Genomic DNA, 12,496 nt, shown 5'->3' on the forward strand with positions numbered 1-12,496 from the left:
GGGGCGGCGGCGGTGCGGGGAGCCGCCACCCCGGCGAGGCCGCGCGCTCAGGGGGCCAGGGCCGCGGTGATGATCCGCTCGGCCGTCCTCGGCAGCTCGCCCGCCTCCATGTCCAGCGTGTTCACCGAGTAGGCGATGGTGCGCGCCCCGTCCTCGGTCACCGCCACGCCGGAGTTGTAGCCGGGCCGGTCGCCGGTCTTGCCCCACAGGACCACGCCGCCCAGCTCGATCCTGGTCACCCCCAGCCCGTGCGCCGCGCCCGGCAGCGGGCGGGTCAGCAGCTCGGTCCTGGAGCGCTCGGTGAGCAGGTCGCCGAGCACCAGCGCGTTGATCAGCCGGTCCAGGTCGCGGGCGCTGGAGACCGCCTCCGCCGCCGCCCACTGGAACGTCGGGTTCGCCGCCGTGACGTCCCAGTGCGTGCCGTCCTCCCGCAGCTGGTAGCCGTGCGAGTGCTCGCCCCTGATCCGGGTCTCGGCGCCGGGCAGGTAGGTGTCGCGCAGCCCCAGCGGGCGGATCACCAGCTCCCGCACCGAGTCCGCGTACGGCCTCCCGGTCACCGCCTCGATCACCAGGCCCGCCACCAGGTAGCCCTGGTTGCCGTAGCGCTGCTCGGCGCCGGGGGCGTGCAGCGGGCCCTTGGCCACGCCCAGCTCCACCACCTCGCGCGGGTCCCAGGTGCGGTAGCGGTTCTCGGCGAACCAGCCGGTGCTCTTGTGCGGCAGGCCGTTGCCCGCGATGCCGTGGGTGTGGTTCAGCAGCTGCCGCACGGTGATCGGCTCGAACTCGGCGGGCAGCAGGTCGGGCAGGAGCCGCTGGACGGTGTCGTCCAGGCTGAGCGCGCCGCGCTCGGCCAGGCGCAGCGCGGTGGCGGCGGTGAGCAGCTTCGTGGCGCTGCCGATGCGGAACCGGCCCTCCGGGGACACCGGGCGCGTCGTGCCGAGCCGGGAGACGCCGCCCGAACCGGTCCAGCTCCCCGCCGGGCCGGAGACGCGGACCAGGGCGCCGGACACCTCGTCGTTCGGCAGGTCCGCCACGGCGGCGGCCAGCGCCGCGCGGTTGAGCGGCGGGACGGTCGGCGCGGCCTGTGCGGGGGCGGCCGACGCCAGCAGCAGCGCTGCGGCGGCCAGTGCGGTGATCTTCGTTCGCATGGGGAGAAGCTGCCCGTTCCGGGGCCTCCCGGCATCGGGGAAGCCCCGGAGCGCGGCTCGGGGGTCAGAGGCGGTAGGCCAGGGTCGCGGTGGTCGCGAACACGGCGGCGCGCTCGGACTCCGCCAGGTCCCCGGTCAGCTCGCGGGCCGCCGCCAGGACCTCGTGGTGCTCGGCGGCCAGCAGGCACACCGGCCAGTCCGAACCGAACATCAGGCGCTCCGGGCCGAACGCCTCCAGCACGGTCCCCCAGACGGGCCTCAGGTCCGCCACCGACCAGTTCGCCCAGTCGGCCTCGGTGACCAGCCCGGAGAGCTTGCACAGCACGTTCGGGCGCGCGGCCAGCGCCCTGGTCTCCGCCGCCCACTCACGCAGGTCGCCGCCCACCGGGGGCTTCGAGCAGTGGTCGAGCACGAAGGTCAGCTGCGGCAGGGCCGCCGCCGCCCTGCGGGCCGCCGGGAGCTGGTGCGGGAGGGTCAGCAGCTCGTACACCAGGCCCTGCGCCGCGACCGCCGCCAGTCCGCGCAGCACGTCCGGCCGGACCAGCCAGTCCGGGTCGTGCTCGGCCTGCACCTGGTGCCGGACGCCGCGCAGCCAGCGCGCGCCGGGCAGCGACCGCAGGGCCGCCAGCTGGGCGGGCACGTCACCGGTCAGGTCCAGCCAGCCGACCACCGCGCCCACCAGCGGCTCGCGGTCGGCGAGCGCGAGCAGCTCCGGGGTCTCGGCGGGCCCGGCGACGGTCTGGACCAGGACGGTCGCGGTCACCTCGGGAGCCGCCTCGGCGAGGTCCCGGACGGTGAAGTCCCTGCGGATGCGGGACATCGGGGCGGTGATCCACGGCTGGTCGCGGACCGCCAGGTCCCACACGTGGTGGTGCGCGTCGACGATCACGCCAGCTCCTCCCACAGCGCGCCGGGCACGGTCGCGGCGAGCGCGGCGGCGTTCGCGCGGACCTGCGCGGCCGAGCGCATCCCCACCAGCACCGACCGGACCGCCGGGTGGCGCAGGGGGAACTGGAGCGCCGCCGAGGGCAGGTCGACGCCGTGCGCGGCGCACGTCCGCGCCAGCGCCCTGGCCCGCTCCAGCAGCTCGGGGGGCGCGGGGGCGTAGTCGTGGGTCGCCCCGTCCGGGACGTCGCGCTCGGCCAGGAGGCCGGAGTTGAAGGGGGCCGCGGCGACCACCGCGACGCCGCGCTCGGCGCACAGGTCGAGCAGACCCGTCGCGCTCCGTTCGAGAAGGGTGTGCCGACCGGCTAACAGGACCACGTCCAAGTCGGTCTCGCGGACGAACCGCTCGGGAACCCGCCACTGGTTCATGCCGACTCCAACGGCCCGGACCACCCCTTGGTCACGCAGGTCCGCCAGCGCCGGGTAGGCCTCGTCGATCGCCTGCCGCCAGTGGTGGTCCGGGTCGTGCAGGTAGACCACGTCCACCCGGTCGACGCCCAGCCTGTCCGCGGAGGACTCCAGGGAGCGGCGCACGCCGTCCGCGCTGAAGTCCCACACCCGCCGGGCGTCGGCGGGCACCGCGAAGCCGTTCGCCAGGTCGTCGCCGACGGGGGTGGTGGGCTCCAGGAGCCTGCCGACCTTGGTGGACAGCACGAGCTCCGCCCTGGGCACGCCCGCCAGCGCCGCGCCCAGCCTCCGCTCGGACAGGCCGAGGCCGTAGTGCGGCGCGGTGTCGTAGTAGCGGATCCCCGCCTCCCACGCGGCGCGCACGGCGGCCTCCGCGTCCGCGTCGGCCACCGGCTCGTACAGGTTGCCCAGCGGCGCGGCGCCGAAGCCGAGGCGGCAGGGCGGGATCACGGCTCCGGCCGCAGCCGCAGGCCGTGCATCCCGCCGTCGACGGCCAGCACGGTCCCGGTGGTGGAGCCGGACAGCGGGCTCGCCAGGTGGGCGATCGCGGCGGCCACCTCCTCGGCCGCCACCAGCCTGCCGTGCGGCTGCCTGGCCTCCAGGGCGGTCCGCTCGGCGGCCGGGTCGGGCGCCGAGGCCAGGAGCCTGCCCACCCACGGGGTGTCGGCGGTGCCGGGGGCGACCGAGTTGAACCGGACGCCCTCGCGCACGTGGTCGGCGGCCATCGCCAGGGTCAGCGCGTGCACCGCGCCCTTGCTGGCCGAGTACACCGCGCGCTGCGGCAGTCCGGCGTGCCCGGCGATCGAGCCGGTGGTGACGACGGCGGCGGACGGCGAGCGGCGCAGGTGCGGCAGGGCTGCGCGGACCGCCCTGGCGACGCCGACGACGTTGACGTCCAGCACCCGCAGCCACTCGGCGTCGTCACCGGCCGCCACGTCGCCCTGCGCGCCGATCCCCGCGTTGGCCACCAGCACGTCCAGCCGCCCGGTCTCGCCGGTCAGCCGCTCGAACGCCGCGCGCACCGACGCGTCGTCGGCCACGTCGGTCCGCAGCCCGCGCAGCGGCTCGGGCACCTCCGGGTGCAGGTCGAGCGCGTAGACCACCGCGCCGCGCTCGGCCAGCAGCCGCGCGGTGGCCAGCCCGATGCCGGACGCGCCGCCGGTGACCGCGGCCACCAGCCCGTCGAAGTCGTTCACCGCTCCCCCGTCCCCGCCCACACCGGACCGTCCGGGTAGCGGTGGTCGCGCACCGACGATTCCTTGAGCTGAGCGGAGAAGCCCGGCGCGGTGGGCGCGAGGTAGCGGCCGTCGCGGACCACCGCCGGGTCGGTGAAGTGCTCGTGCAGGTGGTCCACCCACTCCAGCACCCGGCCGTCCAGCGAGCCGGACACCGCGACGTAGTCGACCATCGCCAGGTGCCGCACCAGCTCGCACAGGCCGACGCCGCCCGCGTGCGGGCACACCGGGACGCCGAACTTGCGGGCCAGCAGCAGGATCGCGAGCAGCTCGCCGACCCCGCCGACCCGGCAGGCGTCCAGCTGCACCACGTCCACCGCCCCGGCCTGGAGCAGCTGCTTGAACACGACCCGGTTGGCGACGTGCTCGCCGGTGGCGACCCGGACCGGGGCGACCGCCTCGGCGATGGCGCGGTGGCCGAGCACGTCGTCGGGCGAGGTGGGCTCCTCCACCCAGTACGGGTCGAACGGGGCCAGCTCGCGCACCCAGCCGATCGCGGCGCCCACGTCCCAGCGCTGGTTGGCGTCGACGGCGATCCGCACGGACGGGCCGACCACGGAGCGGGCCAGGCCCATCCGGCGGATGTCGTCGGACAGGTCGGCGCCGACCTTGAGCTTGATCATGTCGAACCCGTCGGCGACCGCGCGGGCGGCGAGGTCGGCGAGCTTGTCGTCGGGGTAGCCGAGCCAGCCGGGCGAGGTGGTGTAGGCGGGGTAGCCGCAGCGCTGGAGCTCCTCGGCGCGGGTGGAGCGGCCGGGCTGGGCGTCGCGCAGGATGGTCAGCGCCTCGTCGGGGGTGAGGGCGTCGGTGAGGTAGCGGAAGTCGACCAGGCCGACCAGCTCCTCCGGGGACATGCCCGACAGGAACCGCCACAGCGGCAGTCCGGCGCGGCGGGAGGCGAGGTCCCAGGCGGCGTTCACAACCGCGCCGACGGCCATGTGCGCGACGCCCTTCTCGGGGCCGAGCCAGCGGATCTGCGAGTCGCCGACCAGGTCGGCGGACAGGGCGGCGAGGGCGGCGGCGTCCTCGGGGACGGGCCTGCCGACGACGTGCGGGGCGAGCGCGCGGATCGCGGCGGCCTGCACGTCGTTGCCCCGGCCGATGGTGAAGACGAGGCCGTGGCCGTCGGGGCCGGAGTCGGTGCGCAGGACGACGTAGGCGGCGGAGTAGTCGGGGTCCGGGTTCATCGCGTCGGAGCCGTCGAGCTCGCGCGAGGTGGGGAAGCGGACGTCGACCACGTCCACGGCGGTGATGGTCGCGGGAGCGGCGGTCGCGGGTGCGGCGGGAGCGGGCAGGTCCGAGGGTGGCGCGGCGCCACCCGGAGAGGTGATCTTCCGGGCGGCGGTCGGCGCGGTGGCGGGCACGCGGGCGGCGGCGGGCGCGCCCGGTTCCGGCGCGGGCGTCACGCCTGCCCGATCCGCTGCCGCTGCGCGCCGAGGCCGTCGATCTCCAGCTCGACCACGTCGCCCGCGCGCAGGTACGGCTTCGGCTCCGGCTGGCCGAGGGCGACGCCCGCCGGGGTGCCGGTGTTGATCAGGTCACCCGGTCGGAGGACGACGAACCAGCTCAGGTAGCGGACCAGCTCGGCCACCGGGAAGATCATGCGCCGCGTGGAGGAGTCCTGGCGGAGGAGGCCGTTGACCCGCAGCCGCAGCCCGAGGTCCTGCGGGTCGGGCACCTCGTCGGCGGGCACCAGGAAGGGGCCGAGGGGGTTGAACGTCTCGCAGTTCTTGCCCTTGTCCCACTGCCCGCCGCGCTCCATCTGGAACTCGCGCTCGGACACGTCGTGCGAGATCGCGTACCCGGCGACGCACGCCATCGCCTCCTCGGCGCTGTCCAGGTACCGGGCGGTGCGGCCGATCACCACGCCCAGCTCGACCTCCCAGTCGGTCTTGACCGACCGGCGCGGCACGAGCACCTCGTCGTCCGGGCCGACGACGGTGTCCGGGGCCTTCAGGAACACCACCGGCTCGGCGGGCGGCTGCTGGCCGGTCTCGTCGGCGTGGTCCCGGTAGTTGAGGCCGATGCACACGATCTTGCCGATGCCCGCGACCGGCGGGCCGATCCGGACGCCCTGGACGGCCAGGCGCGGCAGGGCGCCCTCGGCGAGCGCGGCCCTGGCCCTGGCGATGCCGCCGGACTCCAGGAAAGCGCCGTCCACGTCGGCGGTGAGCCCGCTCAGGTCGTGCACGGTCCCGTCGTCCGCGCGGACGGCGGGACGTTCGGAACCCGGTTCCCCCAGGCGCAGCAGCTGCACGGAAGTCCCTCCTCGGTGAGCGACGACACCTCGGGTGTCTACCCGCCCGCCGGGGCGGGAGTCCAGTGCGCGCGCCCCGATTGGTCCGATGACTGTCCGCTTTCCCGAAGGGTCCGCACGATGAGAGCACACCGCCGGGCCGCGTCGGCGGCACTGCTGGCCGCCGCGCTCGCCGCGCCGCTCGCCCCACCCGCCCACGCCGCGCCCGAGCGGCCCCGGCCGCACCGGGTGACCGCGTTCGTCGAGCTGGTCGGGGTGCCCGCCGTGGACGCCGCGACGACCGCGCGCAGCGACCCGCGCGAGGCGGCGCGGGCGGCTCGGGAGCGCACCGGGAACAACGCCGACGCCGTGGTGGACGCGGTGCGCTCGGTCGACCGGGGGGCCGCGCGGGTCGGGGTGACGGTGAACGCGGTGCCGGGGGTGGTGCTCACCGCCGAACCGGCCGTGCTGCGCTGGGTGGCGGGGATGCCGCAGGTCAGGTCGGTGCGGCAGGCGGTGCCCAAGCGGGTGGACAACGCGGGCGCGGTGCGGCTGACCGGCGCGGCGGACGTCTGGCGGGCGGTGGGGCCGAGCGTCCCCGGCCACGGCGTCCCCGGCCACGGCGCCGGGGCCGTGCACGGGGAGGGCCTGCGCGGCGAGGGGCTGCGGATCGGGGTGGTCGACACCGGCGTCGACTACACGCACGCCGACTTCGGCGGCGCGGGCGGCTACGACGGCGTGGACCGGGCCGGGCCGTGGGAGCCGGGCGCGAAGGTGGTGGGCGGGTACGACTTCGCGGGCGACGACTACGACGCGAGCGACCCCGAGCACGGCGAGCCCTCCCCCGACCCGAACCCGATCGACTGCCAGGGCCACGGCACGCACGTCGCGGGCACGGCCGCCGGGTACGGGGTGGGCGCGGACGGGTCCACCTTCACCGGGGCGCACTCCGGGCTGTCCGACGACGACCTCGCGGCCATGCGGATCGGACCGGGCACCGCGCCCGCCGCGCAGGTGTACGCGCTGAAGGTGTTCGGCTGCTCGGGGTCGACGAACGTGGTGTCGCAGGCGCTGGACTGGGCGCTGGACCCGGACGGCGACGGCGACCCCTCCGACCACCTGGACGTGGTGAACCTGTCGCTGGGCAGCGACTTCGGCGCGGTGGACGACCCGGACTCGGCGTTCGTGCGCAAGCTCGTGCGGCACGGGGTGGTCGTGGTGGCGTCGGCGGGCAACGCGGGCGACCTGTACGACTCGGGCGGGTCGCCGGGGAGCACGCCGGAGGCGGTGACCGTGGCGAACACGCGGGACGCGTCGGTGCTGCTGGACGGGGTCGGGCTGCCCGGCGCGGCGGGCGGGGACGGCGAGGACGGCGGGGACGAGGCTGGCGGGAGCGGGACCGGCGGGGACGGGGCTGCGGACGCGTCGGGCGAGGAGGTGCTGCCCGGCCAGTACGGCAGGGAGTTCGCCGGGTACGCCGACCTGGACGTCGAACTGCCCGTCGCGCCGGTCGCGGACGCGGGCAACGCGGACGGGTGCGCGCCGATCGACCAGGACCTGTCCGGGCGGCTGGTGTGGCTGGAGTGGGACGACTCGGACTCGACGCGCGAGTGCGGGTCGGCGGTGCGGGCGGACCACGCGCGGGACGCCGGTGCGGCGGGCGCGGTGCTCACGTCCGGGCGGACCGCGTTCGGCGCGGGGATCGCGGGCAACGCGGACATCCCGATGTTCCAGCTCACCGGACCGGCCACCGAGCGGGTGCGCCCGCTGCTCGCGGACGGGTCGCTGCGGCTGCGCCTGGCCGGGGCGCTGCGCGACGCCGCGCCGACCGTGGTCGAGGAGCTGGCCGACACCGTGACGCCGTCGTCGGCGCGCGGGTCGCGGGCGGCGGGCGGGGCGAAGCCGGACCTGGCCGCACCTGGCGACACGATCGTGTCCGCGCTGGTGGGCAGCGGGGACGAGGGGGTCAGCAAGGGCGGGACGTCGATGGCCGCGCCGCACGTCGCCGGGCTGGCCGCGCTGGTGCGGCAGGCGCACCCGGACTGGACCGTCGAGGAGGTCAAGGCGGCGCTGGTGAACACCGCGTCCGCGCCGGTGGTGTCCGGGGACGACCGGAGAACCGGGCTGGTCGAGGGGACGACGCGGGTGGGCGCGGGCCGGGTGGACGCGCGGGCGGCGGTGCGGACCGGGCTGCTCGCGCTCGTGCCGGGGGACCCCGGTTCGGTCGGGGTGTCGTTCGGGCCGGTGGAGGCGGGTGGACCGGTGGAGCTGACCAGGAGCGTGGAGCTGGTCAACAAGACCGGGGACGACCTGGCGGCGGTGGCCGCCTACCGGCCCGCCACCGAGGTGCCTGGCGCGGAGGTGGAGGTGCTGCCCAGGACCGCGCGGGTGCCCGCCGGGGGTTCGGCTCGGGTGTCGGTGCGGCTGCGGGTGGACCCGGCGGCGCTGCGCAAGGTCGGCGATCCGACGCTGGAGGTGGAGCAGCGCGGGCACGCGCGGCAGTTCCTGGCCGAGGTGTCCGGGCGGGTGGTGTTCCGGGCGGGCGCGCACGACGCGGTGCTGCCGGTCTACGCGGCGCCCCGGCCGGTGTCGGCGCTGTCCGCGCGGGCGGCGGCGGGCGGGGTGGAGCTGGTCGGGCGCGGGCTGGACCAGGGCGAGGGGGCGGAGGCGTACCGGTCGCTGGTGAGCGCGTTCGAGCTGCACGGGCGCAGTCCCGAGCTGGCGCCGTGCGGGGCGGAGCTGCTGACCGGGTGCCTGGCGGTGGGCTCGGCGCGGGGCGGCGACCTGCGGTACGCGGGCGCGTCGGCGGCGGACGGGGTGGTGTCGTTCGGGGTCGCGACGTGGGGGACGTGGACCGGGCTGGGGGCGGGCGGGCCGACGCCGGTGGTGGGCGTTGACGTGGACCGGGACGGGGCGGAGGACTACCGGGTGCAGGTGGCGCGGCCGGTCGACGGCAGCGGGAAGGTCGTCGCGGACCTGTGGCTGGCGCGGACCACGCGGGTGTCGGACGACGAGGTGGTGGACGAGCGGCCGGTCAACGGGTGGCACGGGGAGGTGGACAGCGCGGTGATGGACACCGACGTGGGGGCGCTGCCGGTGTCACTGGAGGCGCTCGGGATCGCCCCTGGGGGCACGGGCGGGGATTCGGCTGGAGGCTCGCCAGGGGATCTGGCGGGGGACTCGGCTGGGGACTCGCTCGGGGCCGGGCTCGGCGGCGGGCCGCTGCGGTACCGGGTGCGCACGCGCGGGTGGGCGCTGCCCGCCGGGACCGAGGACGGGGTGGTGGACCGCTTCGACGGCTGGTTCGACTTCGACCCGGCCGCCTCGCGGGTGGCGCTCCCGGTCGGGTCGACCGCGCGGGACGGGCTGCTCGTGCCGGTGCGCGGGGCCGGTGAGGTGCTGGTGCTGCACCACCACAACGGCGGCGGTTCCCGCGCGGGAGTGGTGGTTTACTCCGGGGAATGAGCTTCGTGGTCGGCGTTGACGGGGGCGGCACGTCCACCAGGGCGCTGCTCTTCGGCGCCGACGGGACCCGGCTGGGCGCCGGGCGCGCGGGCGGGTCGAACCCGAACTCGGTGGGGTCCGGGACGGCCGCCGCGAACCTGCGGCTGGCGCTGGAGGGCGCGCTGTCCGGGGTGGACGCGGGCGCGGTGCGGGCCGGGGTGCTCGGGATGGCCGGGTCGAGCAAGCTGACCGACCCCGAGGTGGAGGCGCTGTTCCTGGCCGCCTGGGCGGGCGCGGGGCTGCGCTGCCCGATGCGGGTGGTGACCGACTGCGAGGCCGCGTTCGCCGCGGGGACCGCCGCGCCGGACGGCACGGTGCTGGTGGGCGGGACGGGCTCGATCGCGGCGCGGGTGCGCGGGCGGCGGGTGGTCGGCACGGTCGGCGGGCACGGGTGGCTGCTCGGCGACGAGGGGTCGGCGTTCTGGCTGGGCCGGGAGGCGGTGCGGGCGGCGCTGCGGGCGCTGGAGGCGGGCGAGCTGGACGGGCTGGCGCGCGCAGTGCTGGAGCGGGCCGGGGTCGGCGAGGGGCCGGGCGCGTGGGCGCGGCTGATCACGGCGGCGAACGCGGGGCCGCCCGTGGCGCTGGCCGGGTACGCGCCGCTGGTGACCGAGGCGGCCGGGGCTCCCGGCGAGGTCGTGGCGGCGCGGATCGTGGGCGAGTGCGCGCGGGTGCTGGCCGACCTGGCGGCGGCGGCGCGCACGGCGGACGAGGTGGCACCGGTGGTGCTGGTGGGCAGCCTGGTGGACGCGCCGGTGCTCGGGGAGCGGCTGCGGGCGGAGCTGGCGGTGCGCACGGACGGCGAGGTCGTGGTGGTGCGGGAGGCCGCGGTGGGCGCGGCGTGGCTGGCCGCGCTGGAGAGCGGGGCCGAGGACGGGTGGCGGGACCGGGCGCTGGGGTGAGGGTGGGCGGGTGCGGGCGCTCGGGTGAGCGTCCGGAGGTGAGCGCGGCGGGCAGGTCGACGCGGCCGGCCCCGTCCCGCCCGCGCCAGGTCCGCGCGAAACGCGCCCCGGCCCTACCCCGCCGCCACGTGCGCCGCGAACGCCGCCGCCGCCGGTGACGTCGCCGGGTCCTTCGGCAGCACCAGGTCCACGGTGTGCACCAGGCCCTCCTCGCGCAGCGGCACCGCCACGACGCCCTCGGCGGGCAGGTCGGTCCGCGCGGGCACCAGCGCCACGCCCAGCCCCGCCCTGGTCAGGTTGAACACCATCGGCAGGTCGACCACCTCGCAGCTGATCCGCCTGGTCAGCCCGCGCTCGGCGAACGCCAGGTCCACCAGGTCCCGGCTCTCGTGGCCGGGGTAGGTGTCCACGAACCGCTCCCCCGCGAGGTCCGCCAGCGCCAGCCCGTCCCGGCCCGCCAGCGGGTGGCCCGACGCGAGCAGCGCGACCACCGGCTGGGTGGACAGGCGGGTGGCGCGCAGTCCGGGCAGGCGGGCGGGCGCTCCGGTGACGACCGCGCAGTCCAGGCCGCCCTCGGCGACCAGCGTCAGCGCGCGGTCGCGGCCCGGCTGCCGCACCGAGATGTCCAGGCCGGGGTGGGCGGTCGCGAACGAGGCCAGCCAGTTCACGAAGCGGCACGACACGTCCCGGTTGTGCAGCGGGAGCGTGCCGATGGTGAACGGGCCCGCGACCAGGCCCCGCACGTCCCGGACGAGCTGCTTGGCCCGCTCGGACTCCTGCAGGGTGCGCCGCGCGCCGGGGAGCAGCGCCCGGCCCGCCGTGGTCAGGCGGACCGGCCTGGAGCCCCGGACGAACAGCTCGGAGCCGACGTCGCGCTCCAGGGACCGGATCGACGAGGACAGGCCGGACTGCACGATCCGCTCGCGCTCGGCCGCCCTCGTGAAGCTGGACTCCTCGGCCAGCGCGACGAAGTGCTTCAGGTGCCGCAGTTCCACCCCGCGATTATCTCCCGGAGAGATGGAGGACAACTCCACCAGGTGCGGCGGAGCTGAGATGGGGCGTCCGGGGCACCGGGTTGGACGGGGTGAAGGCACTCGTGGAAGGAACCCCGATGGAACTCGGCATCTACTCGTTCGGCGACCTCGCCCCCCGCTCGGGCGGGGAGCCCACCGACGTCGCGCGGCGGCTCGCCGACCTGGTCGACCAGGTCAGGACCGCCGACGAGGCCGGGCTGGACGTCGTCGCGATCGGCGAGCACCACCGGCGCGAGTTCACCGTCTCCGCGCCGGAGATCGTGCTCGCCGCGCTGGCCGGGGTCACCTCGTCGATCCGGCTCGCCTCCGGCGTGACCGTGCTGTCCACCCAGGACCCGGTCCGGGTGTTCCAGCAGTTCGCGACGCTGGACCAGCTGTCCGGCGGGCGCGCGGAGGTCATCGTGGGGCGCGGGGCGTTCACCGAGTCGTTCCCGCTGTTCGGGCACGACCTGCGCGACTACGACGCGCTGTTCGACACCAAGGTCAGGGCGCTGCTGGAGCTGACCCGCTCGCGGGAGCTGCCGGTGGTCAACGGCGTCGACGTCGTGCCGAGGCCGCTGCAGCCCGAGCTGCCGGTGTGGATCGGGGTGGGCGGCACGCCGCAGTCGGCGATCCGGGCCGGGGTGCTGGGCACGCCGATGTTCCTGGCGTTCTTCACCGGCCCGGAGACCTCGCGCGGCACGGCCGAGCTGTACCGGCGGGCGGGCGAGCAGGCCGGGCACGACCCGGCGTCGCTCAAGCTCGCCAGCGGCGGGCACATGTTCGTCGGCCGGACCTCGCAGGGCGCGAAGGACGAGTTCTACCCGTACTACTCGGACTACTTCTCGCTGCACCCGCGCATGAAGGACGGGATGCCCAGGGGCGTCTACGACGAGTGGCTGCGCGCGGGGCTGCTGGTGGGCAGCCCGCAGGAGGTGGTGGACAAGATCCTGCGGCACCGGGAGGTGCTCGGGGTGGACCGGTACGTCGGCCAGTTCGACGTGGGCGGGATGCCGGTGGCGATGACCAACCGCAGCCTGGAGCTGTTCCTCACCGAGGTGGTCCCGGCGGTGCGCGCGGAAACCGCCTAGCGACGGGGGATCCGCGC

General features: G+C 76.6%; 10 protein-coding genes. 3 read left to right on the top strand and 7 right to left on the bottom strand.

From position 1 onward, the window contains the following. Positions 1-47 precede the first annotated feature (47 nt). From LV78_RS24230 to LV78_RS24255, 6 genes are all read right to left on the bottom strand, one after another. A complete protein-coding gene (locus tag LV78_RS24230) occupies positions 48-1,148 on the bottom strand; it encodes a serine hydrolase domain-containing protein (RefSeq protein ID WP_253847912.1) in 1,101 nt (366 codons plus the stop codon). 64 nt (positions 1,149-1,212) lie between these two features. Continuing rightward, positions 1,213-2,037 carry an amidohydrolase family protein gene (locus LV78_RS24235; RefSeq protein WP_253847913.1) on the bottom strand — a complete coding sequence of 275 codons (825 nt, stop codon included), beginning with the start codon at positions 2,035-2,037 and terminating at the stop codon, positions 1,213-1,215. Then, the gene (locus LV78_RS24240) at positions 2,034-2,951 is read right to left on the bottom strand and encodes an aldo/keto reductase (protein ID WP_253847914.1); all 918 of its coding nucleotides are present in this window, start codon (positions 2,949-2,951) and stop codon (positions 2,034-2,036) included. The genes LV78_RS24235 and LV78_RS24240 overlap by 4 nt, the downstream gene beginning before the upstream one ends. After that, a complete protein-coding gene (locus LV78_RS24245) occupies positions 2,948-3,697 on the bottom strand; it encodes an SDR family NAD(P)-dependent oxidoreductase (protein ID WP_253847915.1) in 750 nt (249 codons plus the stop codon). The genes LV78_RS24240 and LV78_RS24245 overlap by 4 nt, the downstream gene beginning before the upstream one ends. Next, a complete protein-coding gene (locus tag LV78_RS24250) occupies positions 3,694-4,989 on the bottom strand; it encodes an enolase C-terminal domain-like protein (protein ID WP_253848101.1) in 1,296 nt (431 codons plus the stop codon). The genes LV78_RS24245 and LV78_RS24250 overlap by 4 nt, the downstream gene beginning before the upstream one ends. Before the next feature lie 149 nt (positions 4,990-5,138). Beyond that, positions 5,139-5,993 carry a fumarylacetoacetate hydrolase family protein gene (locus LV78_RS24255; RefSeq protein WP_253847916.1) on the bottom strand — a complete coding sequence of 285 codons (855 nt, stop codon included), beginning with the start codon at positions 5,991-5,993 and terminating at the stop codon, positions 5,139-5,141. A gap of 120 nt (positions 5,994-6,113) precedes the next feature. Here LV78_RS24255 and LV78_RS24260 point away from each other — a divergent pair, with 120 nt between their 5' ends. Beyond that, complete coding sequence (locus tag LV78_RS24260; protein ID WP_301307223.1) at positions 6,114-9,437, top strand: S8 family peptidase; 3,324 nt, start codon at positions 6,114-6,116, stop codon at positions 9,435-9,437. Beyond that, complete coding sequence (locus tag LV78_RS24265) at positions 9,434-10,375, top strand: N-acetylglucosamine kinase (protein WP_253847917.1); 942 nt, start codon at positions 9,434-9,436, stop codon at positions 10,373-10,375. The genes LV78_RS24260 and LV78_RS24265 overlap by 4 nt, the downstream gene beginning before the upstream one ends. A 113-nt stretch (positions 10,376-10,488) precedes the next feature. Here LV78_RS24265 and LV78_RS24270 read toward each other — a convergent pair whose 3' ends face one another. Next, the gene (locus tag LV78_RS24270; protein WP_308208743.1) at positions 10,489-11,370 is read right to left on the bottom strand and encodes a LysR substrate-binding domain-containing protein; all 882 of its coding nucleotides are present in this window, start codon (positions 11,368-11,370) and stop codon (positions 10,489-10,491) included. A gap of 116 nt (positions 11,371-11,486) precedes the next feature. Here LV78_RS24270 and LV78_RS24275 point away from each other — a divergent pair, with 116 nt between their 5' ends. Then, positions 11,487-12,479 carry an LLM class flavin-dependent oxidoreductase gene (locus tag LV78_RS24275; RefSeq protein ID WP_253847918.1) on the top strand — a complete coding sequence of 331 codons (993 nt, stop codon included), beginning with the start codon at positions 11,487-11,489 and terminating at the stop codon, positions 12,477-12,479. Positions 12,480-12,496: the final 17 nt, after the last annotated feature.

This window comes from Actinosynnema pretiosum, assembly GCF_024171695.1.
GTDB lineage: Bacteria > Actinomycetota > Actinomycetes > Mycobacteriales > Pseudonocardiaceae > Actinosynnema > Actinosynnema pretiosum.